General features: G+C 69.2%; 25 protein-coding genes. 15 read left to right on the plus strand and 10 right to left on the minus strand.

What is annotated here, in order from left to right; all coding sequences use genetic code 11:
- Window position 1: 1 nt before the first annotated feature.
- Together minC and IHE47_RS02580 are read right to left on the minus strand one after the other, a co-directional pair.
- On the minus strand, window positions 2-769 hold the full coding sequence (gene minC, locus IHE47_RS02575; protein ID WP_192103935.1) for a septum site-determining protein MinC: 768 nt from the start codon (window positions 767-769) through the stop codon (window positions 2-4).
- Complete coding sequence (locus IHE47_RS02580) at window positions 766-1,383, minus strand: GNAT family N-acetyltransferase (RefSeq protein WP_192103937.1); 618 nt, start codon at window positions 1,381-1,383, stop codon at window positions 766-768. Before IHE47_RS02580 ends, minC begins: the two co-directional genes overlap by 4 nt.
- Before the next feature lie 184 nt (window positions 1,384-1,567).
- Here IHE47_RS02580 and IHE47_RS02585 point away from each other — a divergent pair, with 184 nt between their 5' ends.
- From IHE47_RS02585 to IHE47_RS02615, 7 genes are all read left to right on the plus strand, one after another.
- Window positions 1,568-2,797 carry a sensor histidine kinase gene (locus tag IHE47_RS02585; RefSeq protein WP_192103938.1) on the plus strand — a complete coding sequence of 410 codons (1,230 nt, stop codon included), beginning with the start codon at window positions 1,568-1,570 and terminating at the stop codon, window positions 2,795-2,797.
- A gap of 120 nt (window positions 2,798-2,917) precedes the next feature.
- Window positions 2,918-3,559, plus strand: a complete 642-nt coding sequence (locus IHE47_RS02590) for a response regulator transcription factor (protein WP_192103940.1) — start codon at window positions 2,918-2,920, stop codon at window positions 3,557-3,559.
- A gap of 265 nt (window positions 3,560-3,824) precedes the next feature.
- On the plus strand, window positions 3,825-5,264 hold the full coding sequence (locus tag IHE47_RS02595) for a polyketide cyclase (protein WP_225561574.1): 1,440 nt from the start codon (window positions 3,825-3,827) through the stop codon (window positions 5,262-5,264).
- Window positions 5,265-5,385: 121 nt separating this feature from the next.
- Entirely contained in the window at window positions 5,386-6,321 is a 936-nt protein-coding gene (locus IHE47_RS02600; protein WP_192103942.1) for an ABC transporter ATP-binding protein, read from the plus strand.
- Complete coding sequence (locus tag IHE47_RS02605) at window positions 6,318-7,052, plus strand: ABC transporter permease subunit (RefSeq protein WP_192103944.1); 735 nt, start codon at window positions 6,318-6,320, stop codon at window positions 7,050-7,052. Before IHE47_RS02600 ends, IHE47_RS02605 begins: the two co-directional genes overlap by 4 nt.
- 1 nt (window position 7,053) lies before the next feature.
- On the plus strand, window positions 7,054-8,973 hold the full coding sequence (locus tag IHE47_RS02610) for a Gldg family protein (protein ID WP_192103946.1): 1,920 nt from the start codon (window positions 7,054-7,056) through the stop codon (window positions 8,971-8,973).
- Between the two features lie 67 nt (window positions 8,974-9,040).
- On the plus strand, window positions 9,041-9,892 hold the full coding sequence (locus tag IHE47_RS02615; RefSeq protein ID WP_192103948.1) for a cytochrome c oxidase assembly protein: 852 nt from the start codon (window positions 9,041-9,043) through the stop codon (window positions 9,890-9,892).
- A gap of 69 nt (window positions 9,893-9,961) precedes the next feature.
- Here the strand turns inward: IHE47_RS02615 and IHE47_RS02620 are convergent, their stop codons facing one another.
- A complete protein-coding gene (locus IHE47_RS02620) occupies window positions 9,962-10,414 on the minus strand; it encodes a copper chaperone PCu(A)C (RefSeq protein WP_192103950.1) in 453 nt (150 codons plus the stop codon).
- Window positions 10,411-11,025: an SCO family protein gene (locus IHE47_RS02625; protein WP_192103952.1), complete on the minus strand. Its 615-nt coding sequence runs from the start codon at window positions 11,023-11,025 to the stop codon at window positions 10,411-10,413. The genes IHE47_RS02620 and IHE47_RS02625 overlap by 4 nt, the downstream gene beginning before the upstream one ends.
- A gap of 81 nt (window positions 11,026-11,106) precedes the next feature.
- Between IHE47_RS02625 and IHE47_RS02630 the strand changes: the two genes are divergently transcribed.
- The 4 genes from IHE47_RS02630 to IHE47_RS02645 all read left to right on the plus strand — a co-directional run bounded on the left by IHE47_RS02630 (window position 11,107) and on the right by IHE47_RS02645 (window position 14,799).
- Window positions 11,107-11,484, plus strand: a complete 378-nt coding sequence (locus tag IHE47_RS02630; protein ID WP_225561586.1) for a DUF423 domain-containing protein — start codon at window positions 11,107-11,109, stop codon at window positions 11,482-11,484.
- Between the two features lie 48 nt (window positions 11,485-11,532).
- Complete coding sequence (locus tag IHE47_RS02635; RefSeq protein ID WP_192103956.1) at window positions 11,533-11,889, plus strand: hypothetical protein; 357 nt, start codon at window positions 11,533-11,535, stop codon at window positions 11,887-11,889.
- A gap of 71 nt (window positions 11,890-11,960) precedes the next feature.
- Complete coding sequence (purT, locus tag IHE47_RS02640) at window positions 11,961-13,142, plus strand: formate-dependent phosphoribosylglycinamide formyltransferase (protein ID WP_192103958.1); 1,182 nt, start codon at window positions 11,961-11,963, stop codon at window positions 13,140-13,142.
- A 148-nt stretch (window positions 13,143-13,290) separates the two neighbouring features.
- The gene (locus IHE47_RS02645; RefSeq protein ID WP_192103960.1) at window positions 13,291-14,799 is read left to right on the plus strand and encodes an FMN-binding glutamate synthase family protein; all 1,509 of its coding nucleotides are present in this window, start codon (window positions 13,291-13,293) and stop codon (window positions 14,797-14,799) included.
- 82 nt (window positions 14,800-14,881) lie between these two features.
- On the opposite strand, the gene IHE47_RS02650 is transcribed toward IHE47_RS02645, so the two are convergent.
- The 4 genes from IHE47_RS02650 to IHE47_RS02665 form a co-directional block, all read right to left on the minus strand.
- Window positions 14,882-15,586, minus strand: a complete 705-nt coding sequence (locus IHE47_RS02650) for an arginyltransferase (protein ID WP_192103961.1) — start codon at window positions 15,584-15,586, stop codon at window positions 14,882-14,884.
- 58 nt (window positions 15,587-15,644) lie between these two features.
- Window positions 15,645-16,037 (minus strand): DUF2007 domain-containing protein, encoded by a 393-nt coding sequence (locus tag IHE47_RS02655; RefSeq protein ID WP_192103963.1) that lies wholly within the window; start codon window positions 16,035-16,037, stop codon window positions 15,645-15,647.
- 11 nt (window positions 16,038-16,048) lie between these two features.
- Window positions 16,049-16,915, minus strand: coding sequence for an acyl-CoA thioesterase II (locus tag IHE47_RS02660; RefSeq protein ID WP_192103965.1), 867 nt, complete (start codon window positions 16,913-16,915; stop codon window positions 16,049-16,051).
- 111 nt (window positions 16,916-17,026) lie between these two features.
- Window positions 17,027-17,620, minus strand: coding sequence for an N-acetylmuramoyl-L-alanine amidase (locus IHE47_RS02665; RefSeq protein WP_192103967.1), 594 nt, complete (start codon window positions 17,618-17,620; stop codon window positions 17,027-17,029).
- A 74-nt stretch (window positions 17,621-17,694) separates the two neighbouring features.
- On the opposite strand from IHE47_RS02665, the gene IHE47_RS02670 reads away from it, so the two are divergent.
- The 3 genes from IHE47_RS02670 (at window position 17,695) to IHE47_RS02680 (ending at window position 20,844) form a co-directional block, all read left to right on the plus strand.
- Window positions 17,695-18,213, plus strand: a complete 519-nt coding sequence (locus IHE47_RS02670) for an alpha/beta fold hydrolase (RefSeq protein WP_192103969.1) — start codon at window positions 17,695-17,697, stop codon at window positions 18,211-18,213.
- Window positions 18,210-20,396, plus strand: coding sequence for a bifunctional 23S rRNA (guanine(2069)-N(7))-methyltransferase RlmK/23S rRNA (guanine(2445)-N(2))-methyltransferase RlmL (gene rlmKL / locus IHE47_RS02675; protein ID WP_192103975.1), 2,187 nt, complete (start codon window positions 18,210-18,212; stop codon window positions 20,394-20,396). The genes IHE47_RS02670 and rlmKL overlap by 4 nt, the downstream gene beginning before the upstream one ends.
- 70 nt (window positions 20,397-20,466) lie before the next feature.
- A complete protein-coding gene (locus tag IHE47_RS02680) occupies window positions 20,467-20,844 on the plus strand; it encodes a hypothetical protein (protein WP_192103977.1) in 378 nt (125 codons plus the stop codon).
- A 61-nt stretch (window positions 20,845-20,905) separates the two neighbouring features.
- Here IHE47_RS02680 and IHE47_RS02685 read toward each other — a convergent pair whose 3' ends face one another.
- Window positions 20,906-21,355, minus strand: a complete 450-nt coding sequence (locus IHE47_RS02685) for a DUF6491 family protein (protein ID WP_192103979.1) — start codon at window positions 21,353-21,355, stop codon at window positions 20,906-20,908.
- Window positions 21,356-21,457: 102 nt separating this feature from the next.
- Entirely contained in the window at window positions 21,458-22,960 is a 1,503-nt protein-coding gene (locus tag IHE47_RS02690; protein ID WP_192103981.1) for a peptidase S10, read from the minus strand.
- 256 nt (window positions 22,961-23,216) lie between these two features.
- Between IHE47_RS02690 and IHE47_RS02695 the strand changes: the two genes are divergently transcribed.
- Window positions 23,217-24,986, plus strand: a complete 1,770-nt coding sequence (locus IHE47_RS02695; RefSeq protein ID WP_192103983.1) for a GGDEF domain-containing protein — start codon at window positions 23,217-23,219, stop codon at window positions 24,984-24,986.
- Window positions 24,987-25,129: the final 143 nt, after the last annotated feature.

Consider the following 25,129-nt stretch of genomic DNA (forward strand, 5'->3'; position numbering starts at 1 on the left):
GTCAGAGCCTGGCCAGCAGCAGTTTTTCGCCTTCCAGCCAGCATCGCACGGACTGGCCTTCGAGGTCCTTGGGAATCTGTTCGAACACGCGGTAGTGGCCGGCGATGGCCACCAGCTCGGCGCGGAAGTCGTGCACGAAGATGCGCGCGTCGGCGTCGCCCTGCGCGCCGGCCATGGCGCGGCCGCGCAGGCTGCCGTAGATGTGGATGTCGCCGTCGGCGATCACCTCGGCGGCGTTGGCGACGGCGCCGGTGACCACCAGGTCGCGGTCGCGTGCGTAGACCTGCTGGCCGGAACGCACGGTGCCGTCGTGGTGCAGCGTGCCCGCCGTCCGCCCGGCGGCGGGTTCGGCGGGCGCCGCTTCACGCACCGCTTCGTGTGCCGGTGCCGGTGCGGGCGCCGCTGCCGGCGCCGGGGCGCCGTCGGCCGGTTCGTAGGCGGCGCGGAACTTGGCGATCAGCGGCAGGCCCATGCGCCTGGCCAGCGCCTCGGTCTCGCTGGTGCCGTAGGCCAGCCCCACCGGCAGCATGCCGGCGCTGCGCACGGCCTCCAGCAGCGCGTCGACGGTGCCGTCGTCGGGCAGCTTCAGCAGCGGGCTGAGGTCCAGCACCACGGCGGCGCGGGCGAACAGCTGCGGTGCGGTGCGCACGCGGCGCTCCAGTTCCTCGCAGAGTGCGGCGGCGTCCACGCGCTTGATGCGCACGTTGGCGATGCCGACCTGGCCGAAGCGCAGGTCGCAGGCGTCGGCGGTATCCATTCTTGCATTCACTGGTGGCGTTCCCCGGCGATGCGGCGCGGGCTGGGTGTCGGGGTGGGGCGCAGGCGTTCGGCCAGCCAGGGCACGTCGGGCAGGCCGCCGTGCGCCAGCCAGGTCTCGCGCACGTAGGCGTAGCTGGGCAGGTCCTTGGCGAGCAGGCTCACCTGGCGGCCCTTCGGCCCCATGCGTTGCTGGCCGACTTCCTGGAAGCCGTAGGTGCCGTGGAACAGCACGATCACGTCGTCGCGCGGTTCCAGGAACACCTCGCAGGTGAGCTTCGGCACGCGCACTTCGGCATAGCTGGTGACGTCGCAGTAGAAGATGCGCCCCAGTCCGTGGCGGCGGTAGGCGTTGGCGATCACGATGCGGTCGATGTACAGGAACGACGGGTAGCGTCCGCTGAACCAGCGGTAGTTCGGGCTCTGGTAGTCGCCGCCTTCGCGCAGCCCGATCAGGAAGCCGGCGAGGTGGCCATCGATCTCGGCCACGCGGAAGTAGTCGGCGCGCTCGAAGAAGTAGCGCAGCTGCACGGCGTCGAGGGCGATGATGGATTGACCGCCGGCGTTGTTGAGGGCCAGCACGGCGTCCAGGTCGTGCTCGCTGACGTCGCGGATGGCGAGGGCCATTCGTTGCTCCGCAGGAATGAGGATGGGCCAGGGCCAGTTGGCCTCGCGGCAAGTGCGCATTATGGCATGCACCCGCCGGGGGCACACCCCGCGCCGCCACATGTAAAGGTGTCGTAAAGCCGTACCGGGCCATTCGTCATGGATGACTTCCCGCGCATTGCGCGCGCCCGGCGCGTGCCCAATCATGCGCGGCATGCCCCAGGTCAATTTCAGCCACATCCGGCTGCTGCGCTATGCCGGTTTGTTCACCTACCTGTGCGTGGGTGCGCCGTTGCTCACGCCGTGGGCGACCGATCGCCTGAACCTGCTGCATCGTTCCGATCTCGCCTTGCTGCTGTGGTCGGTCTGCTACCTGGTGTTCGGCGTGCTGTACTGGGCGGTGACCTACGACCTCGGTTCGCGGCGCCACCTCGGCCTGCGCCTGCTCGGCCTGATGCTGATGACGCTGGCGTCGCTGGCGATCGGCTGGTACAGCCACAGCGGCCTCACCGCGATGTTCCTGGCGGTGATGGCGATGGTGCTGCCGTGGCTGCTGCCGTTCTGGCTCGGCGTGCTGTGCATGGTGCTGCAGAACGCCTGCCTGGTGGCGGTGTTCACGCGCTTCCCGGAATACCCCACGCTGGCGTTGGCCTTCCTGCAGACCATCATCTACCTGGGCATCTGCGCGCTGGCCTTCGTCGTGTCGATGGTGGCCAGCCGGCAGACCGACGAACGCGAGGCGCTGCGCCGGCTCAACTCCGAGCTGCGCGCCACCCGCGCGCTGCTGGCCGAGTCCAGCCGGCTGGCCGAGCGCATGCGCATCGCGCGCGAGCTGCACGACCTGATCGGTCACCACCTCACCGCGCTGAGCCTGAACCTGGAAGTGGCCAGCCACGTCTGCGATGCCGCCGCCGTCGACCACGTGCGCAAGGCGCAGGCCACCGCCAAGCACCTGCTGGCCGACGTGCGCGAGGCGGTGAGCGAGCTGCGCCAGGACGACGCCATCGACCTCACCCAGGCCCTGCGCAGCCTCACCGAAGGCGTGCCGGGGCTGGACGTGCAGGTGTCGATGCCGCCGCGCTTCAGCGTGGAGGATCCGCGCCGCGCGCAGGTGCTGCTGCGTTGCGCGCAGGAAATCATCACCAATGCCGCCAGGCATTCCGGCGCGCGCAACCTGTGGCTGACCTTCGCTTATGCCGGCCCCAGCCTGCTGGGCCTGCATGCGCGCGACGACGGCCGCGGCGCCGCCCGGCCGGCGGCGGGCAACGGCCTCTCCGGCATGCGCGAGCGGCTGGCCGAGTTCGGCGGCAGCCTGGTGCTGGAAACCGCGCCGGGCGAGGGCTTCGCGCTCACCGTGCGACTGCCGCTGGGCGAGCAGCCGGAACTGGCCCACGCACCGTCGCGCGGCGTGCCGCCTGCCCTGAGTGTGCCGTGATGCCCACCCCCGATCGCGCCGCACGGTTTCCGCATGCCAGAATGTTCCGGTTCGGACACCGCCCTGCTCCCTTCGTCATCCACCGCCGCGTCGGCACGACGACCGTTTCGAGGATCCGCGATGATTTCCGTTTGTCTCGTCGATGACCAGAACCTGGTGCGCCAGGGCGTGCGCTCGCTGCTCGACCTGGCGCAGGACATCCGCGTGGTGGCCGAATGCGCCGACGGCGCCCAGGCGGTGGTGGACATCCCGCGGGTGAAGCCCGACGTGGTGCTGCTCGACCTGCGCATGCCCAACATGAGCGGGCTGGAAGTGCTGCAGGCGCTGTCCGTGCGCAACGAGTTGCCGCCCACCATCATCCTCACCACCTTCGACGACGACCAGCTGGTGCTGCAGGGCCTGAAGGCCGGCGCGCGCGGCTACCTGCTGAAGGACGTCTCGCTGGAGCAGCTGGTGGAGGCGGTGCGCACCGTCGCCGCGGGCGGCTCGCTGGTGGCGCCGATGGTCACCCAGCGCCTGCTGGCCGGCGTCGGTCGCATGCAGAACCAGTTCACCAGCCTGGAGCAGCCCGACCCGCTGACCGAGCGCGAGACCGAGATCCTGCGCCTGCTCTCCGGCGGCTACTCCAACAAGGAGATCGCCAACTCGCTCAAGGTGGCCGAGGGCACGGTGAAGAACCACGTCTCCAACATCCTCTCCAAGCTGGGCGTGCGCGACCGCACCCGCGCCGTGCTGAAGGCGCTGGAGCTGGGCATCGTCTGAGCGCGCCGGGCGTCCCTCCATGCGCCGGCGGATGCCGTGTCCCGAGGGGCGGCGGGGGCAGGGCAAGCCTTCTGCGGCAAGGCCTTATGGCCGTCTGGGCGGCTCTCCGGAACCCGATGGCGTTCCAGCGCTTGAACAAGTAACATCCAAGCCTTCGGCGCGTGCCGACCCCCGCCATCTCCCCTGCGAACGAGCTGCCGTCTGGCTCACGCGATGGCTGGGGCCATACCTGAGTACCGCGTAACAGACGCTCGGAGACCCTGTAATGATGCGTGTTCGTGTTCTTGAATTCCTGGCGGCGTGCGCCATCGTCGTCGGCGTCGGCGTGCTCGCCGCGGTGGTGATGCCTGGCAGTGGCCATATCGAGCGTTCGCTGGTGGTCGGCAAGGACATGCGCCAGGTCTACGACGTGGTCGCCAACCTGCGTCGCCTGCCCGAATTCTCGGTGATGACCTCGCGTGACCCGCAGATCAAGTACACCTGGTCCGGCAAGGCCTACGGCCCCGGTGCCGAGGTGAGCTGGGCCAGCGGCGATCCCACCGTGGGCAACGGCTCGCTGACCATCGACAGCGCCACCCCGGACTTCAGCAAGGTCGACGGCACCGCCAAGGACGCGCACGTCGTGTGGGACATCGAGAACGGCTGGAAGGGCTACGACAAGACCTTCACCTTCGACCTCGAGCGCCAGGGCAGCCGCAACCAGCTGACCAACATCACCTGGTCCTACGACGTGAAGTACGGCTGGAACTTGGTGAACCGCTTCGCCAACCTGTACATCCACGGCGATCCCGATTCCTTCATCGAGTTCGGCCTGAACAGCCTGCAGAACGTGCTGGCCTCGGTGCCGAACGTCAACTATGGCGACCTGATCCCGTACATCCGCCAGACCGAGCCGGCCCCGGTGCTGCTGGTGTCGACCTCGATCCAGCGCAAGGACGGCATCGATGGCCTCAACGATGCCATCGGCAAGGCCGTGACGCAGATCCTGACCACGGCGAAGAAGCTGGGCGTGAACGTCACCGGTCCGCGCATCGTCTTCACCACCAACTACGGCGACACCACCTACAGCTTCGATGTGGCGATGCCGATCGACTCGAGCAGCATCAATGTCAACGGGCAGGCCCAGCAGCTCACCCCGCCGACCCCGCCGGCCGCGAACACCCTGCCGGCCGATGCCGGCACCGCCGCCGCCCCGGCTGCTCCCGCCGCGCTGAACCCGGGCGACCATGACAGCCTGGGCCGCCTCGTGGTCGACGGCGACGTGCGCGCCACGCTGGCCTTCGGCGGCGCCGCGCTGGAAGGCGTGTGGAACGGCACCGCCGCCGGCGTGCCGCAGACGCGCGACGAGCTGAAGGCCTATGCGCTGACCCACGGCTACAAGTTCGACGACGTGGTGAACCGCAGCTACGACATCCTCGCCAAGCCCGACGTGAAGGACGCGCAGGGCAACATCACCAGCTACGCCGAATACGACGTGTACCTGCCGATCACCAATGCGCCGGACCAGACCCCGGAGCAGGCGGCCGGCATCAAGCAGCCGACGCTGGACGTGGCGGCCCCGGCCAGCTCCGGCAGTGCGCCGGCCCCGGCCGATGCCGGCAGCGCACCGGCCCCGGCGAGCACGGCGGCGGCTCCGGCGGCGGCTCCCGCTCCCGCGGCCAAGCCTGAGGCCAAGCACCCGGCCAAGCACCACGGCAAGCACTGAAGCGCTTCCGCTCCAACGAAAGGCCCTTCCCCGCGAAGGGCCTTTTTGTTTGCGGGCCGGGGCGAAGGAACCTTCCGCGCCTCATGCGGTACATTGCGGTGATCCTTTCGTCCGTGCATCCATGATCGAAACCGAACGACTCACCCGCCGCTATGGCAACCTCACCGCGGTGGATGCGCTGAGCATCCGCGCCGAGCCCGGCCAGGTGCTGGGGCTGCTCGGTCCCAACGGTGCGGGCAAGTCCACCGCGATGCGCATGATCGCGGGCTTCCTGGCGCCCAGCGAGGGCACCGCGCGCGTGTGCGGGCACGACGTGCAGCGCGAGCCGCTGGCCGCGCGTCGCGCACTGGGCTACCTGCCCGAGGGGGCGCCCAGCTACGGCGAGATGACGGTACGCGAGTTCCTGGTGTTCATCGCGCGCATGCGCAAGCTGGGCGCCGACGTGGGCCGTCGCCGCTTCGACGAGGTGGTCGGCCGGCTGCAACTGGAGGACGTGCTGGAGGCCAGCATCGATACGCTGTCCAAGGGACTGCGCCGGCGCGTGGGCCTGGCGCAGGCGATCCTGCACAATCCGCCGGTACTGATGCTGGACGAACCCACCGATGGCCTCGATCCGAACCAGAAGCACACGGTGCGCCAGCTGATCGACGCGATGGCGCGCGAGCGCACCATCCTGATCTCCACGCACCTGCTGGAGGAAGTGCACGCACTGTGCAACCGCGTGGTGATCCTCGCGCACGGCCGGTTGCAGGCCGACGCCACGCCGGCCGAGCTGGAGGCGCGCTCGCGCTACCACGGCGCGGTGTCGTTCAGCGCGCCGGGCAGCGGCGTGTCGCAGGAGATGCTGGGGCGGTTGCCGCAGGTGTCCGCGATCGAGGTGGATCCGCTGGATGGCCGCATCACCGTCTTCCCGAAGCCCGGTGCGCGCATCCTGGAGCCGGTGGAACAGCTGCTGCGCGAGCAGGGGCTGGAGGTCTCCGAGATCCAGCTCGAGCGCGGCCGGCTGGACGAGGTGTTCCGCCAGATCACCACGGCGCAACCCGGAGCGGATGCATGAGCCCGGTCAACGCGGTGATGCGGCGCGAGCTGCGCAGCTTTTTCGTGACGCCGATGGCCTGGGTGTTCCTGGTGATCTTCCTGGTGCTGGCGGGCATCCTCACCTTCTACGCGGGCGATTTCTACGAGCGCGGCCAGGCCGACCTGCAGCCGTTCTTCGCGATGCACCCGTGGCTGTACCTGATCCTGGTGCCCGCGGTCACCATGCGCATGTGGGCGGAGGAGGCCAAGGGCGGCACGCTGGAGCTGCTGCTGTCCCTGCCGGTGACGCTGTGGCAGGCGATGCTCGGCAAGTTCCTCGCCGCGTGGCTGTTCATGGGGCTGGCGTTGGCGCTGACCTTCCCGATCTGGCTCACCGTGAACTACCTGGGCTCGCCCGACAACGGCGTGATCCTCGCGGGCTACCTCGCCAGCTGGCTGATGGCCGGCAGCTTCGTGGCGATCGGCGCCTGCCTGTCCGCGCTCACGCGCAGCCAGGTGGTGGCCTTCGTGCTCACCGCGGTGGTCTGCGTGCTGCTGATCCTGGCCGGGCAGCCGCAGGTGCTGGACTTCTTCTCCGGCGCGCTGCCGCGCCGGCTCATCAACGCGCTGGCCTACCTCAGCATGCTGCGGCACTTCGAGGCGATCGCGCGCGGCGTGCTGGACCTGCGCGACCTGGCCTATTTCCTGCTGAGCACGCTCGGCTGGCTGCTCGCCGGCGTGCTGCTGCTCGAACTGAAGCGGGTGCGTTGAGATGGCGCGCCTGAAGTTGCCCGAGCCGTTCACCAGGTCCTTGCGCAAGGGCAGGCGCGTGGTGATCTACGTCGCGCTGGCGCTGCTGACCGTGGCCACCGTGTCGCTGGTCGTGTCCAGCGGGCACTGGCTGCGCGCGCGGCGCATCGACCTCACCGCCGACAAGCTGTACACGCTCTCGCCCGGCACCCTGAAGATCGTCGACGGCTTGCAACGACCGTTGCGGCTCACCCTGTATTTCTCCGAGCACGCCACCCGCGACCTGCCCAAGCTGCGCAGCTACGAGCAGCGCGTGCGCGACATCCTGCAGGAGATCGCCGCCCGTTCGCACGGGCGGGTGCAGCTGTCGGTGATCGACCCGGTGCCGTATTCCGACGACGAGGCGAGCGCCGAGGGCGCCGGCCTCGCCCCGGCCAACGGCGGCAGCAACGGCGAGCGCGTGTTCTTCGGCCTCGCCGGCGGTGCATTCCCCGCCGGCGTCGAGGGCGAGGCGGCCGAGAACGTGGCGCCCGAGCGTTCGCTGGCGATCCCGTTCTTCGACCCGGCGCGCGAGTCGTTCCTCGAGTACGACATCGCCAAGCTGCTGTACGAGTTGAACCAGGGCAGCAAGCCGCGCATCGGCGTGATCAGCTCGTTGCCGGTGGAGGGCAATCCGGTGCTGGGCCAGCAGCCGTGGGTGGCGCTGCAGCAACTGGACCAGTTGTTCGACGTGAAGGCGCTGGATCCCGGCAACCTCAAGCAGGTCGGCGCCGACATCCGCGTGCTGTTGCTGATCCATCCCAAGAACCTGCCGGACGACGCGCTGTACGCCATCGACCAGTACGTGCTGCGCGGCGGCCACCTGGTGGTGTTCGTCGATCCCGACGCGGAACTGGACGACACGCCGGGCGATCCCGCCACCGGCGCGCTGCCCGACCACAGTTCCGACCTGCCGCGGCTGTTCGCGGCCTGGGGCGTGCGCTACGACCCGCACGAGGTGGTGCTGGACCGCTCGCATGCGCTCAGCGTCGAGCTGGGCGGCAACAGCGTCAGCCATCCCGCCATGCTCTGGCTGGATGCGCAGCAGCTCAACCACGACGACGTGGTCACCGCGAGCCTGCAGCGCCTCGACCTTTCCAGCGCGGGGCATTTCGACCTCGCGCCGAACGCGGTTGCGCGACTGGTCCCGTTGCTGCAGAGCAGTGCCGATGCGGAGGCGGTGCCGGTGCAGCGCGTGCAACAGGCGGGCGACAACCCTTCGCTGCTGCTGCAGGACTACAAGCCGGACAACGTCAACTACGTGTTCGCCGCGCGCCTGCGCGGCGGCTTCGCCAGCGCGTTCCCGGAGCGCGCGCGGCAACCCGGCCACCTGGCGCGATCCGCGCCGGGCGACGAGGTGATCCTGGTCGCCGACACCGACCTGCTCAGCGACCGCCTGTGGGTGGAGCCGCAGACCGTCCTCGGCCAGACCATGATGCGGCCGTTCGCCAACAACGGCGATTTCCTCGGCAACCTGGTCGACAACCTCAGCGGTTCCTCGGCGCTGCTCTCCATCCGCGGGCGTTCCACCTCGCAGCGCCCGTTCACGCGCGTGGACGCGTTGCGCAGCGTGGCCGACCAGAAGTTCCTGCAGAAGGAGCAGGAGCTGGAGCGCGAGCTGGCCGAAACGCGGCAGCGGCTGGAGGAACTGCAACCGGGCAAGGGCGGCACCAATGCCGGCAACGTCGGCGCCGAGCAGCGCCAGGAGATCGAGCAGTTCCGCCAGCGCCAGCTGGCGATCAACAAGGAACTGCGCGACGTGCAGCACCAGCTCAACGCCGAGATCGATGCGCTGGGCGCGCGCCTGAAGGTCATCAACATCGTGCTGGTGCCTGCGCTGGTGGCCCTGCTCGGCCTGCTGTACGGCTGGCGCCGGGCCCGCCGCAACCGGCGGCGCAGGTGATGGCGACGCCGGCCCGGGCGGCAATCCGCCGCAAGGCGCGCGTCATGGCGAAGGCTATGCTGGGCCGATGACGACGCTGCTGAAATGGATCGTGCCGTGGGAGTTCTCGTGGGTGTTCCTCGCGTGCTTCCTCGTGGCCGCCGTGCTGTACTGGCGCGGCAGCCGGCGCATCCATGTGGCGCTCGGCCGGCGCGTGGCGTTCTGGACCGGCATGGCCATCATCTGGCTCACGCTGCAGACCTACCTGGATTTCTACGCGGAACACGAATTCCTCGTGCATCGCCTGCAGCAACTGCTGCTGCACCACCTGACGCCGCTGCTGATCTGCGCCTCGTACCCGGCCAGCGTGCTGCGCGCCGGCTTGCCGCTGCGCTGGCGGCTGCGCTGGCTGAAGCCGCTGCGGCGCTCGTGGCCGTGGCGCGTGGCCAGCGGCGTGCTGTTCCAGCCGGCGCTGGCGTCGCTGCTGTTCGTGTTCTTCGTGCTGGTCTGGCTGGTGCCGGCCATGCAGACGCTGGCCATGCTGGACTGGCGCGTCTACCGCTTCATGAACTGGACGATGCTGCTTTCGGGCTTCGTCTACTGGTCGCTGGTCCTCGACCATCGCCCGCATCCGCCGGGGCGCATGGGCGCGGGCCTGCGCGTGCTGTCACCGGGCATCACCATGGCGCCGCAGATCCTGGCGGGCGCCATCGTCACGTTCTCGCGCAGCGACCTCTATCCGATCTTCGAGATCTGCGGCCGTGCCTTCACCTTCAACGTGCTCACCGGGCAGATGGTCGGCGGCGTGATCACCTGGGTGCCGGCGGCGTTGCTGGAATCCGCAGGCGCGTTGCTGGCGCTGCGGCAGTGGCTGCGCCTGTCGCGCAGCGGACGCCTGCCGCGCAGGACGTGGCAGACGCGCACAGCGGCGACGTCGTAAGGAGCGCGCCCTGTGCGCGATGGCCTTTCGCCTTGGTCGAAGCGCAAGGCACTCGCGCACAGGGTGCTCCTACGGCTGGCCCTGGTCGCCGAGGGCGCTGGCCGGCCGCGCGATGAAATCCACCGGCAGCGTGTCGCCGTCGTCGAATCGCAGCGTGATGCGCACGGTGTCTCCGGGCCGTACCGGGTGCTTCGCGTCCATCAGCATCAGGTGGTAGCCGCCGGGTGCGAGCGCCTGCGTGCCATGGGCGGGGATCGTCAACGCATCGACCATCGCCATGCGGCTGTTGCCGCCAGCCTGCGTGCTCCGGTGCAGCATCGCCATGCCGTAGGCGGGGCTGTCGGCGCCGGTCAGCGCGACGGGCTGGTCGCCATCGTTGCGCAGCACGACGTAGGCGCCGGCCGGCAGCGTGCCGGGCAGCACGCGTATCCACGCGTGGCTGGCGTCGATGCGGGCCGTTGCGCCGGCATGCGCGAGCCCGATGCCGAGCAGGCCGGCGAGCAGCACGGCGGCGCGTTTCATGGCGAGGCTCCGTTGCCCAGCAGCAGGCCGAGGTCGTGCACCAGGTCCTCCTGCGGCGCATTGGCGTCGAGTACGCGCGCATGGCCGTTGCGGTCGAACACGTAGATCGCCGAGCTGTGGGTGACTTCGTAGTTGCCGCCGTCGCTGGCGGGTTCGCGGGTGAAGCCCGAGCGGTAGCGCTTGCTCAATGCCTCGATCGCGGCCGGGCTGCCGGTGAGGCCCACCGCGCGCCGGTCGAAGGCGCCGACGTAGGCATGCATCACGGCCGGCGTGTCGCGCGCGGGGTCGACGCTGACGAACAGGATGCGCACGTCGTCGGCCGGCTTGCCCAGCTTCTGCAGCGCCGCGTGCAACTGCGCCAGCGTCAGCGGGCAGACGTCGGGGCAATGCGTGTAGCCGAAGTACAGCAGCACCACCTTGCCGCGATAGTCGGCGGCGGTCGCGGCCTTGCCGTTGTCGTCGGTGAGCTGGAACTGCAGGTCCGGCATGTGCCCGCCGATGTCGGTGAGCTTGAACGGCAGGTCGTTGCCGTGCTGGCAGGCGGCCAGCAGCAAGCTGGCCGCCAGCGACGGCAGGAGCAAGGCAAGGCGCGAGGCGCGCAGGAGCTTCATGTGAGAATCCGTGGACTGCAACCGTCCAAGCATACGCCAGCGATCGCGCCGGGCGATGCCTGCTTCCGGAGCCTGCCCATGCTGCGACAAATTGCCCGATCCCGCGCCGGCCTGCTTGCCGGCATCGCCGGCGCCAGCGCGGTGCTGCTTGGCGCATTCGGTGCGCACGCCTTGCGCGATATGCTCGACCCGGCGCATCGCGAGCTGTGGCACACGGCGGTGGAATACCACGCGTGGCACGCGCTGGCCCTGGTGCTGGCGGCAGGCCTGGGCCGCGGGCGTGCAGGCCGCTGCGCGGTGTCCGCGTTCGTGCTGGGCATCGTGTTGTTCAGCGGCAGCCTGTACGCACTGGCGTTGGGCGCGCCGCGCTGGACCGGCATCGTCACGCCGTTCGGCGGCGTGGCCTTCGTGGCCGGCTGGATCGCACTGGGCCTGGCGCTGCGCCCGCGCGCGGATTGACTGCCGCCCCGTCATTGGCCTGTCACGCCGCCGGGGCAGCATGCGCGCATGAGGCTTGCCACGATCCCGCATTCCCATCCGCGATGGCTGGTCGCCGCGATGCTGGCGATGCTGGTGCTGGCCGCGTCGAACGGCTTCGGCCTGGCCCGGCAATGGCCGGGATCCGGCATGCCCTGGTACGGACGCGATGCCGGCTACGACCGGCTGCTCGTGGTCGACCGCCAGGCCGACCGGTTGACTGTCTACGACGCCGCCAGTGGGCGCCCGCTGCGCCAGCTCGATGCCGACGCCGCGGCCGCGATGCTGGCCCGGCATGAAGGGCGCGTGTTCGTGATCTCCGGCGACGGCACGCGCGGCGGGTCCGCAACGCCGCCATCGGGACTGGCGGCCAACGGCGCTCGTTGAGGCAGGTCGAATGGATCCGGACGTGGCTCCGCGGCCGCTACAATGCCGCTTTGCCTGCGCCGGAGAATCCGATGAAGCCGTTCGGCACCCCCCATTCCGACCATGCCATACGTGTGCTGTTGCTGGGCTCCGGCGAGCTGGGCAAGGAAGTGGCGATCGAGCTGCAGCGTTACGCCGTCGAGGTGATCGCGGTGGACCGCTACGCCGATGCTCCGGCGATGCAGGTGGCGCACCGCAGCCACGTCATCGACATGCTGGACGGCAAGGCGTTGCGCGCGCTGATCGAGCAGGAGAAGCCCGACCTGGTGGTGCCGGAGATCGAGGCGATCCACACGCCCACCCTGGTGGAGATGGAGCGCGAAGGCTTGCACGTGATCCCCACCGCGCGCGCCGCGTGGCTGACGATGGACCGCGAAGGCATCCGCCGGCTCGCCGCGCAGGAGCTGGAGCTGCCCACCTCGCCGTACCGCTTCTGCGACAACGAGGCCGACTACCGCCGTGCGGTGGCCGACATCGGCTATCCGTTCGTGATCAAGCCGGTGATGAGCTCCTCGGGCAAGGGCCAGAGCGTGGTGCGCGGCGAGCCGGAGCTGCAGCACGCCTGGGACTACGCGCAGTCCGGCGGCCGCGCCGGCAAGGGCAGGGTGATCGTCGAGGGCTTCGTCGATTTCGATTTCGAGATCACCCTGCTCACCGTGCGCCATCGCGACGGCACCAGTTTCTGCGCGCCGATCGGCCACCGCCAGGAGGACGGCGACTACCGCGAGTCGTGGCAGCCGCAGGCGATGAGCGACAAGGCGCTGGCCGAGGCGCAGCGCCAGGCCGCGGCGGTGTCCAACGCGCTGGGCGGCTGGGGCGTGTTCGGCATGGAGTTCTTCGTCAAGGGCGACGCGGTGATCTTCTCCGAGGTCAGTCCGCGTCCGCACGACACCGGGCTGGTCACGCTGATCTCGCAGGACCTGTCGGAGTTCGCGCTGCACGCGCGGGCGATCCTCGGCCTGCCGATCCCCGTGATCCGCCAGTTCGGCCCCTCCGCCTCGTGCGCGGTGCTGGTGGAAGGCGAGGGCCGCGCGCCGCGCTACCACGGCGTGGCGGCGGCACTGGCCGAGGCGGATACGCAGTTGCGCGTGTTCGGCAAGCCCGAGGTGAAGGGGCGGCGGCGCATGGCGGTGACGCTGGCGCGCGACGTCGATGTCGACGCGGCGCGCGCCAAGGCCGTGCGCGCGGCGGCGCAGTTGCGCGTGGAGCTTTAGGAAGGCCTTTCTGCTCGTCGTCCAAGCGAAAGCTGGGATGACGAGCAAAATCAGAGGCTCCTTGACTCCTTCGCCTCAGCGGGGATGGGAAGAAAGGCAGCGCCGCTCAGCCCCCACTTTTGTTTGACCCACGACACAGGAGCCGCTCATGCAATCGACGGGTTTTTCGCACTGGTTGGTGGTGCTGGTGGAGACGTTCGCAGCGCTGTTCCTCCTGCTGCTGGCGTTGACCGTGGTGGTGGTCGCGGTGGTATGGGTGGTGGACCGCAACCAGACGGCCAACGCCGTGCTGCGCAACTTCCCGGTGATCGGCCACTTCCGCTACGGCTTCCTGCGCCTGGGCGAGTTCTTCCGCCAGTACCTGTTCTCCAGCGATCGCGAGGAGCTGCCGTTCAACCGCGCCCAGCGCGTATGGGTTTACCGCGCGGCGAAGAACGCGGAAAACACCAACGCGTTCGGCTCCACCCGCGACCTGCGCGGCGAGGGCGTGCCGTTCTTCGTCAACGCGCCGTTCCCGGCGCTGGGCGACCACCACGTGCAGCCGAAGCCGGTGCGCATCGGACCGCATGCGCGCCAGCCCTACGACCACGCCGCGTTCTTCAACATCTCGGCGATGAGTTTCGGTGCGCTGTCCGCGCCTGCCGTGCGCGCGCTGTCGCATGGCGCGGCCAAGGCCGGCATCTGGATGGATACCGGCGAGGGTGGCCTCGCGCCGTACCACCTCGAGGGCGGTTGCGACATCGTGTTCGAGATCGGTACCGCCAAGTACGGCGTGCGCACGCCGGATGGCCGGCTGGACGACCAGAAGCTGCTGGCGATCTGCGCGCACCCGCAGGTGAAGATGGTCAGCATCAAGCTCGGGCAGGGCGCCAAGCCGGGCATGGGCGGCCTGCTGCCGGCGGCCAAGGTGACGCCGGAAATCGCCGCGATCCGCGGCATCCCGGTGGGGCAGGATTCGCAGAGCCCGAACCGCCACCTCGACATCGCCAACGTGCCGCAGCTGCTGGATGCCATCGCGCACATCCGCGACCTCACCGGCAAGCCCACCGGCTTCAAGGCGGTGTTCGGCGGCATGGAGTGGATCGACGAACTGTGCGACGAGGTGTGGAAGCGCGGCATCGAGAGCGCGCCGGACTTCATCATCGTGGACGGTTCCGAAGGCGGCACCGGCGCGGCCCCGCAGACCCTGATGGAAGGCGTGGGCCTGCCGCTGCACGAGGCCTTGCCGGCGCTGGTCGACACCCTGGTCGTCAAGGGCCTGCGCGAGCGCATCAAGGTGGTCTGCTCGGGCAAGCGGATCACCGCCTACGACGTGGCCTGGGCGTTGTCGATGGGCGCGGACTTCGTCAACTCCGCGCGCGGCTTCATGCTGGCGCTGGGCTGCATCCAGTCGCTGCAGTGCAACCGCAATACCTGCCCCACCGGCATCACCACGCAGAACCCCAAGCTGCAGCGCGGCCTGGTGGTCACCGACAAGAGCGAGAAGGTGGCGAACTACGCGAAGAACGTGATGCACGAAGTGGGCATCATCGCCCACAGCTGCGGCGTGGACGACCCGCGCCAGCTCGACCGCAGCCATTGCCGCGTGGTCGGCGACGACGGGATTTCGGTGCCACTGGAGAAGCTGTTTCCGTACCCGCGAACACGCAAGTCCTGAACCGGTAAGGAGCGCACCCTGTGTGCGATTGCCTCGCGCTTCGATCGGGGCGCAAGGCAATCGCACACAGGGTGCGCCTACATCAAGGCATCGGGATCCAGCCTTCCGCCGTACGCAGCTGCAGCGGCCGGAAGCGCCGCTTGTAGTCCATCTTCGGATGCCCTTCGATCCAGAAGCCCAGGTAGACCCAGGACAACTGGCGGCTGCGCGCCAGCTCCACCTGCTTGAGGATGGCGAGGGTGCCGAGGCCGCGGGTTTCCTCGTCGGGGTCGTAGAAGGTGTAGACGGCGGACAGGGCGCTGCGGCAGACGTCGGTGACCGCCACGCCGAGCAGGCGCCCGTGCAGGCGGAACTCCAGGAACACGGTGGGGCTCCACGGCGCGGTGAGGAAGCGGCGGAAGTCGCTGGCGTCCGCTTCGTCCATGCCGCCGCCGGGGTGGCGCTGGCGCAGGTATTTCTCGTACAGCGCGTGGCGCTCGGCGTTGTAGCCGGCCTGGCACTCGGTGACCGTGATGTCGGCGTTGCGCTTCAGGCAGCGCCGCTGCGCGCGGTCCGGCTCGAAGTGCAGCGCGTCGATGCGGCAGGGCTTGCAGGCCCTGCATTCCGGGCAGTGCGGGAAGTACAGGTGCCCGCCGGCGCGGCGGAAGCCGCGTTCCAGCGCCGGTCCGTACAGCCGGTCCAGCTGCGGCGCCGCCGGGTCGAGCACCAGGTTCTGCGCCGTGCGTTCGGCGTAGTAGCCGCAGGCGTGCGGCAGGGTCTGGAACAGGCGGACTTGTTCGGAGCGCATGGCCCGATTCTAGGCCGGAAAATCATGCGGTGCGCATGCCGCACTGCGGACGGGCGGCTCAGATCACGCCCATGTTGCGCAACGCCAGCAGCGCAATGGCGCCCAGGATGGCCAGCATCACGATGCGGCGCACGCGCGTCACGGTGTACTTGCGCCGGGCCTGCGGCGACGGGTTGCGCGCCGCGGCCAGGTCCTGCCCGAAGCGCACCACCGGTTCGATGCCCAGCTCGCGCATCAGTTCGCGGGCGCGGGTGTAGTCGTCGGCGTGGGTGATCCACACCTGCTCCCAGTGGTCGCGCGCGCTGTCCGGTTCCTGGTAGCTGAAGCGGCGATGGCCCTGCGTGCGCCAGCTCGAGCGGTTCTCCACCTGGGTGGCGATGCCGTGCTCGGCCATCAGGGCGACCACGCGGTCGATGTTGCCGGGGCGGGGGGAAGTGTAGATCTGGCGCATGCGTGGTTCCCTTATTCGCCGCGCAGGCGGATCAGGCCTTCCTGCGCGGTGGAGGCCACCAGCCGGCCGGCGCGGTCGAAGATCTGCCCGCGCGCCAGCCCGCGGCCGCCCTGGGCGGTGGGACTGTCGAAGGAATACAGCAGCCAGTCGTCCACCCGGAACGGGCGGTGGAACCACAGCGCATGGTCGAGGCTGGCCATCTGCACGTTGTGGGTGAGGTAGGAGATGCCGTGCGGCAGCGTGGCGGTGCCGATCAGGTGGAAGTCGGAGGCGTAGGCGAGCAGGGCGCGGTGCAGCACCGGCGAGTCGCTGATCGGCGCGGCGAGCCGGAACCAGATGTGCTGGATCGGCGGCCGCTTCACCGGGTGCATCTCGTCGCGCGGCCATACCAGGCGGAATTCGAACGGACCATCGATGCCCAGCCAGCGCTGCAGCTTCACCGGCAGCTTGGACAGTTCGTCCGCAGGCAGCGGCCGCATCGGCTCCACGTCTTCCGGCGCCGGTACTTCGGGCATCGCGGTCTGGTGCTCGAAACCCTTTTCCGGCACCTGGAACGAGATCGAGCCGTTCAGGATGGGCTGGCCGTGCTGGATCGCCAGCACCCGTCGCGAGGAGAACGTGCCGCCGTCGCGTGCGCGCTCCACGCTGTACACGATGGGCGCGTCGATGTCGCCGGCGCGCAGGAAGTAGGCGTGCAGCGAATGCGCCTCGCGCGAGGGATCGACGGTCTGCTGCGCCGCCGACAGCGCCTGCCCCAGCACCTGTCCGCCGAACACGAAGCGCGTGCCGATGTCGCGGCTCTGGCCGCGGAACAGGTTGTCCTCCAGCCGTTCGAGCTGCAGCAGCTCGACCAGTTCGTTGACGTGTGCTTCGCGCATGCGGGCGTGTTTCGGGCGTGGGGGAACGCCCATTATAGCGGGGCAGCATGCCTCCCTCCCCTGCGTGCAGGGGAGGGCTGGGGTGGGGTGCTTTTTGCGCGGGGTGAAAAGCTACCCCCTCCCAGCCTCCCCCTGCGTCGCAGGGGGAGGGGCGATGCGCACCAGCCCGCATCCCACCAGCACTTCATTCCACGGAAACAACGGTCCGGGATCGAGCTTGCGCGGCACGGTCAGCGCCGGATCGTCGCTGGCCGCCACGCGGGCGGTGTCCAGGTCCTCGTGGCCGGCGATCTCGCACAGGCGGGGGAAGTCGAGGCGCAGTTGCGCCAGCAGCGCGCGCAGGGCGGCGATCTGCGCGGCGGGGTAGGGCTCGGTCATGGTCTGGTTGCCCGAGCCGAACCAGTCGGGGTAGCGCCCGCGGTTCACCAGCTCGATGCCGATCGAGGACGGGTTCCAGCCGCGCACATGGTGCGCCACGCGGGTGCCGGGCACGTAGCGGTACACCGTGCCGTCGCGGTCGACGTAGTAATGGCCACTGTTGCCGGCGCCGCTGTCGTACAGCACTTTTTCGCCGTATTCGCGCGCCGTGGCCAGGTCGGGCAGCTCCGTGCAGTGGATCACCGCCAGGGTCACCGCGTCGGCAGGCCGTTCGGGCAGTTTCGCCACGTAGGGCAGGGGCTGGTCGTGGATGGTAAGGGCGTTCATGCGGGGAGTCTCGCATGCGGCCCGCTATCATGGACAACCGCAGTACGCGGTGCCAACGACTTACGGAGACCGCGATGCGCGGCCACATCATCCTCTCGCACGGCCTGGATTCGAGCCCGGACGCGACCAAGATCAGTGCCCTGGCGGCGCGCGCCGAGGCGCAGGGCTGGCGCACGCAGCGCCCGGATTTCCGCGCCCACGACGGCAACGGCTACGCGGATGCGGTCGTGCCGCGCGTGCGGCAGTTGCGGGAGGCCATGGCGTCATGCGACACCCCGCCGGTGCTGGTGGGATCGAGCATGGGGGCGTTCGCCTCCGCGTTGGCGTCGCTGGAAGCGCCGGTGGCGGCGCTGTTCCTGCTCGCCACCCCGCCACTGGTTCCAGGTGTCGCGCAGGTGCTGGATGTGCGCGCGGGCGTGCCCGCGGTGCTGGTCCACGGCTGGCGCGACGAAGTGTGCCCGGCATCGGCGGTGCAGGCGTTCGCCGCGCAGCGCCGGCTGCCGCTGTTGCTGCTGGACGACGACCACCGCCTGCTCGCCAGCATGGGGTCGATCACCGCGCAGCTCGACGCATTGCTGGGAGCCTTGGCATGAATCGCTGGTTCGCCACCTGTCCCAAGGGGCTGGAATACCTGCTGCGCGACGAGCTGGTCGCGCTGGGCGCGCAGGACGTGCGCGAGGCGCTGGCCGGCGTGCATTTCACCGGTCCGCTGGAAACCGCGTATCGCGCCTGCCTATGGTCGCGCCTCGCCAGCCGCATCCTGCTGCCGCTGGCCGAGTTCGACGCCGCGACGGACGATGCCCTGTACGCCGGCGTGCAGGCCATCGACTGGTCGCAGCACCTCGCCGCGCACGCCACGCTGGCGGTGGATGCGCACACCGCGCAGAGCAAACTCACCCACAGCCAGTTCATCGCCCAGCGCGTGAAGGACGCCGTGGTCGACCAGTTCCGCCAGCAGGGCGGCACGCGTCCCGGCGTGGATACCGACGAACCCGACGTACGCCTCAACCTGCGCCTCAAGCGCGACCGCGCCACGCTGTCGCTGGACCTTGCCGGCTCGCCGCTGCATCGCCGCGGCTGGCGCGAGCTGCAGGGCGAGGCGCCGCTGAAGGAAAACCTCGCCGCCGCCATGCTGCTGCGCGCGCGCTGGCCGGAAATCTATGCGGAAGGTGGCGCCTTGCTCGACCCGATGTGCGGCTCGGGCACCCTGCTGGTCGAGGCCGCGCTGATCGCCGCCGACGTGGCGCCGGGCTGGCGCCGTGACTACTACGGCTTCCTCGGCTGGCAGCAGCACGACATCGCGCTGTGGCGCGGCCTGCTGGACGAGGCGCGCCAACGCGCCGAAACCGGCCTGAAGCAACTGCGCCCCTGCTTCTTCGGTAGCGACGCCGATCCACGCATGGTGCAGACCGCCAAGCGCAACGCGCAGGAGGCGGGCGTGGCCGGCTTCCTCGCGCTGGAGAAGCGCGACATGGCGCATGCCGAACCGCCGGCGGGGGTGGCGCGCGGCCTGGTCATCACCAACCCGCCGTACGGCGAGCGCCTGGGCGAGCGCGCGCAGATGCCTGCGCTGTACCACGCGCTGGGCGAGCGCTTGCGCACGCAGTTCGCAGGCTGGCGCGCCGCCGTGCTGGCGGGCGATGCGGAACTGGGTCGCGCGCTGGGCCTGCACGCGGAGAAGAAATACGCGCTGTACAACGGTGCGCTGGAAACCCAGTTGCTCACATTCGAGATCCGCCGGCGCGACGAGGCGCCACGCGAACAGAAGCCGCTTTCCGCCGGCGCGCAGATGCTGAAGAACCGGCTGGAGAAGAACCTGCGCCACCTGCGCAAGCGGCTCGCGCGCGAAGGCATCCAGTGCTGGCGCGCCTACGACCAGGACCTGCCCGAATACGCCGCCGCCATCGACGTCTATGCGTGCGAGGGTGGCGATACCTGGCTGCACGTGCAGGAATACCGCGCCCCCGCCGACGTGCCCGCCGACGTGGCGCGCCAGCGCATGCGCGAGATCGCCCGCGTGGCCGGCGAAGTGTTCGCGGTGCCGCGCGAGCGCATCGCGCTGAAGATGCGCGAGCGCGGCAAGGGCGGCTCCAAGTACGGCCAGTTCGACCAGCGCGGCGAGTTCGTGGAAGTGGAAGAGGGCGGGCTGCGGTTCCTGGTCAACCTCACCGACTACCTCGATACCGGGCTGTTCCTCGACCATCGCCTGGTGCGCGCCAGGTTGCGCGAGCTGGCGGCGAACAGGCGCTTCCTCAACCTGTTCGCCTACACCGCCACCGCCAGCGTGTACGCGGCGGCGGGCGGCGCGCGTGACACCACCAGCGTGGACCTGTCGGCCACCTATCTCGAATGGGCTTCGCGCAACCTCGCGCTCAACGGCTTCACCGGCGCCCGGCATCGGCTGATGCAGGCCGACGCGGTGGCTTTCCTGCGCCAGGATCGTGCGCACTACGGCCTGATCTACGTCGATCCGCCGACCTTCTCCAACTCCAAGCGCGCCGACGACTTCGACGTACAGCGCGACCACGTGGCCTTGCTGGAAGCCTGCGCCGAGCGGCTGACCAACGACGGCGTGATCGTGTTTTCCAACAACTTCCGCCGCTTCAAGCTGGACGAAGCCGCGCTGGCGGAGCGCTTCGACATCGAGGACTGGAGCGCCGCCAGCATCCCGTTCGATTTCGCCCGCCGCGCCGACATCCACGGCTGCTGGCTGCTGCGCCATCGCAAGCCTGAAGGCGGGTTCAATCCGTGGAGCGAGGCGCGTCCGAAATCTTGAACCCTTCAGTTCGGATTAAGTGCGGAAGTCCGAGCATTTGTCCCGCAGATCAACAGGAGGGTTCTTCCCCATGTCCAAGCGTAATGTCGGCAAGGTTCTGGCTATCGGTATGGCTGTTGCCGCGGCGGTGGCGATGCCGCTGAGCGCGTCGGCGCACGGCTGGGGCCATGGTGGTTACTACGGTGGCTACCATGGTGGCTACTACCACGGCGGCGGCCATTGGGTGGGCGGTCGCTGGATCGCCGGTGCGATCGTCGCGGGTGCCGTGGCCGGTGTCGTGGGCAGCGTGCTGGCGCCCCCGCCCCCGGTGTACTACGCGCCGGCCCCGGTGGTGTACGGTCCGCCCGCCACGGTGGTGTACCAGGCCGCCCCGCCGCCGGCCACGGTGGTGTACAGCAACGGCTATCCCACGCAGTACGTGGGCAGCGCGCCCTACTACGGCAACTGATCGTCAGGTCGCGAGGCAAACGGAGAGCCCGGCATTCGCCGGGCTCTCTGCTTTCAGGGGTTCAGGGCTGCGTGGACTGGTCCGCGCCGCTGCCGTTGCGCCTCGCGTGTGCGCTGAGCTTGTCGAACGTGGCCTTGTCGATCGGGCGCACCGACTGGATCGGGCAGGAGGGCGGCTGCGTCGAGCGCACCGACTCGCCGACCTCGCCGCAGATGCTGAAGGGAGCTGTCCCCCGGTTCGCGGGGCTGCTCTCGAACCGCAGGATGGGCGGCCCGTAGCCCAGCTGCGGGCAAGCGGCCCGCAGTTTCACCAGGAACCGGTTCGGGCCATTGCGCGTGGTGATCGTGCGCGGGTCCACCACGTGCCACTCGGTGATCCGATCGGTGCGCAGGCAGTCGGCGACCGGGCGCAGCGGCGCATAGGCGGGAGCGTGCGGTTTCGCCTGTGCGGATGCGGCGGTCGCGAGCGCCGTGAAGGACAACGCGAGCAGGCTGACGGTGACGGGCTTCATGGTGCACCTCATCGCGGATGTTGGCGGTGATTATCGAGCACGGGTGTGGCGGCTGGCGTGAAGGACGCCATCCCCCGCACGCGGGAGAGGGCGCCGGTGCGTTCAGTTCACCCCGTACAACGCCTTCACGTCGTGCAGCAAATCCGCCTGGCTGGACGGCCGCGCGTAGAACATGTGGCCGCCGGGATATTCCTTCACCTGCACGCGGGTGGGGTCGCCCATCGCGGGCATCTGGTCGACGATCAGCACCGAGGCCATGAACGGGCAGGAGAGGTCGTCCCAGCCGTGGGCGATCAGCACGCGCAGGCCGGGATCATTCGCCACTGCCTCGCGCAGTTGCGCCACCGAGCCGCTGTTGGCGTCGTCGTCGTCGTGCCACAGCCGGCCCACGTCGTAGCTGAGTGCGCCGTAGCGGCCGTCGTACTTCCAGCCCACGGTCTGGGTGATGAAGTTGACCATCGCCGTGGTGGTGGGCGCGATGATGCCGTTGAGGATGGGGTCGCCGGAGCGCTGGTGCGGCGCGTAGGGGAAAGGATCCCAGGCGGTGACGTTGGAGTCGTAGCGGCTGCCCAGCTTGCCCTCGGCGCGGTATACCTCGCGCAGGTAGGCCTGGGTTTCCAGCCGGCCGCCGGAGCGCTGCACGAACACCGGGTCGAGCCCGGTGAGCTCGCTGACCTTCTGGATCATCGCCTGCGTGGCGGCCGGGTTCGCGCGGCCCTGCATCAGCGTGCTGGCGTAGGTGGTGCGCGTGTAGTCGATGATGGACTGCATGGACTGCGCGTCGAGCTTGCCCTGGCGCTCCAGGTGCGCGGCGGCGATCGAGGGCAGGGTGAGCATCCACGGCAGCGGCGAGACATTCTCGTCGTCCGATGCTGCTGGATCGAGATAGGGCGACAGCAGCACCACGCCGTTCATCGCCACGCCCAACTGGGTCTGCAGATAGTCGGTGATGCGCGGGCCGCGGAAGCCGCCGTAGCTCTCGCCCACCAGGTACTTGCGCGACTCCATGCGGCCGTTCTTGAGCAGCCAGTCGTAGATGATGCGCGAGAGGTAATGGATGTCGCTGTTGGTGCTGTAGAAATCCTTGGTGGCTTCCTTGTCGTCCACCAGCGCGCGACTGAAGCCGGTGCCTACCGGGTCGATGAACACCAGATCGGTGAAGCCCAGCCAGGTGCCGGGGTTGTCATGCAGCATGGCGGGGTCGGACGGGTTGTCGCCTTCCACGCCGAAGTTCACCTTCTTCGGGCCGATGGCGCCGAGGTTGAGGTACACCGAGGAGGCGCCCGGGCCGCCATTCAGCGCGAAGGTCACCGGGCGATTTTTGCCGGGCATGGTGTAGGCGGTGAACATCACTTGAGCGATCACCTTGCCCGTGTCGTCGCGCACAGGCAGCGAGCCCACGGTGGCGGTGTACGACAGCGTGCGGCCCCCCGCCGTGGTGGACTGCGACACGTGGGCGTCGGCGGGGAAGGGCGGCAACTGGTAGCCGTCGCCGGTGCCCAGTGCTTCCGCCGCGGGCGATTTCTTGTCGGCGGCCAGTGCCGGGTGGTGGAAACCGGCCAGCAGCAGGGCTGCCAGCAAGCTCGTTTGCAGCGGCTTGCGCACGGATGTGTCCTCGCGTGGGAAAACCCAAGCCTAGCGAGCTGCGGTGTGGCGCAACTGTGCCTGATGGCATGGATGGCAGGGCCAGCGGTCGCGTTGTCTTCTGTGGACGGGCTCCGAAGTGGTGCCGATGAGCGTGCGATGATCTTGCGGCGTAACCGTGCCATGCTTGCGCGGGTGAGGAGGCGGGCAACGGATGGCTGCTGCGGCCGGAGGCCGGGTGTTGCATGTCGTTGCACGGGTTTGCAGGGGAAAGGGCATGTCTTGGGTATTCGGCAGCATCGGAAGGCGGCTCGCCTGGGTGGGCCTCGCCGGTTGCCTGTGCTGGCGGGCCGGCCTTGCCGCCACGCCCGTGGCCGACCCGGATGCCCTGATCAGGCAGATCTATGCCCTGCAGGTCACGGATCATGCGCGGTCCTTGCAGGTATTGGCCCAGCTCGACCAACTGGCGGCCAGCCTCACGCCCGCCCAGCAATGGCAGATGCGCTACCTCGACGCCTGGGAGGCCATGTACCAGGGCGACTACGCCAGGTCGGAAGCCATGCTCGACGATGTCATCGAGCGCTCCGGCAACCCGCACCTGGCGAATCATGCTTCTGCCGTGCTGCTGAGCCAGCTCGGGGCCGCCAGGCATTACACCGAGGCGTTCGAGCTGGCCAACCGTATCGCGGCGCGCTTGCCGCAGGTCACGGATGCCAAGGAACGCCGCCTGCTGCTGTCCACCCTGTCGCAGGTGATGGGGTCCGCCGGCCAGACCGACCTGGCCGTGCACTACGCACGCATGTCGATGGCGACCGTTCCTGCCGGCGAGGACCAGTGCTACCCCACGTCGATCCTGGTCGAGGTGCTTTACTACGGCAAGCGGCTCAAATCCGAAAGCCCGGAGCTGCAGCAGGGTTTCGAGGCATGCCCGGCGGACAAGGTGTCGCTGTACAACACCAATCTGCACCTCATACTCGTCGACCTGCTGCTGCAGGAAGGGCAGCCGCGCAAGGCGCTGGCCCTGCTCGACCGGATCCAGCGCAGCGTCGATGCCAACGGCTATGTTCCGGCCCGGTTGTCGGCCCTGGTGGACAGGGCATCGGCCATGGCTGCCCTGGGCGACGATGGCGCCGCCAGGCGGATGGCGCTGGCGGTCGCCGCCAACGGGAAATCGGGCGACATTGATGCATGGCTGAAAGAGGCCTACGAGGTGCTCTACCACGTCGAGAAGAGGCAGGGGAATGCCTCTGCCGCGCTCGGTTACTACGAGAAGTTCGCCGCGCTGGACAAGGCCTACCTCGACGACATCCACGCGCGTGCGTTGGCCTATGAAGCAGTGCAGCAGCACATGCTGGCGCAGAAGCTGGAGACGGAAAGGCTGGGCAAGCAGAACACCGACCTGCGTGCGCAGCGGCAACTGGATGCCAAGACGGCCGAAGCCAACCGGCTCTATCTCGCGCTGCTGCTCATGGCGCTGGGCTTCGGCGCCCTGGCGATGTTCCGGCTCAAGCGCTCGCAGCTGCGCTTCAAGCGCTTGTCGCACCTCGATGGCCTGACCGCTATCTACAACCGCCAGCACTTCATGGGCGAGGCCGGGCGCGCGCTGCACCAACTGGAGAAGCGGAAGGGTATGGCCTGCGTGGCCATCATCGACCTCGACCACTTCAAGAGCATCAACGATACCTATGGCCATGCCATGGGCGACGAGGTGCTGCGCCGCGTGGTCGCAGCCTGCAAGCAGCACCTGCGCGGCGTCGACCTGTTCGGTCGCCTCGGTGGCGAGGAGTTCGGCATCCTGCTGGTGGATTGCTCGCGCGAGCAGGGCATGGCGATTGCAGAACGCATCCGCGCGGCCATCGAGGCCACAGTGGCGGAGCGTGACGGCGTGGTGGTGACGGTGTCCACCAGCATCGGCCTGGCCTTCACCGACAGCATCGGCCACGACCTGCATCGCCTGTGCACCGAGGCCGATGCCGCGCTGTACCGCGCCAAGCATGACGGGCGCAATCGCGTGATGACCGGTGCCGGGTATTTCGTGACGGCCTGACCCGTGCCCCGAGATGCCGGAGTTCACCCTTCCGCAGGCGGTCGGTGAAGATGCTTCGCGCCAGCTCGCCGAAGCGCCTCGGGACTCGGGGAAGCCGTGTTGCTGCCCGCCGTGACCTTGTCGCCGAACCATGCCATGCTGGA

The organism is Rhodanobacter sp. DHB23 (assembly GCF_014842975.1).
In the GTDB taxonomy this organism is placed as follows: domain Bacteria; phylum Pseudomonadota; class Gammaproteobacteria; order Xanthomonadales; family Rhodanobacteraceae; genus Rhodanobacter_A.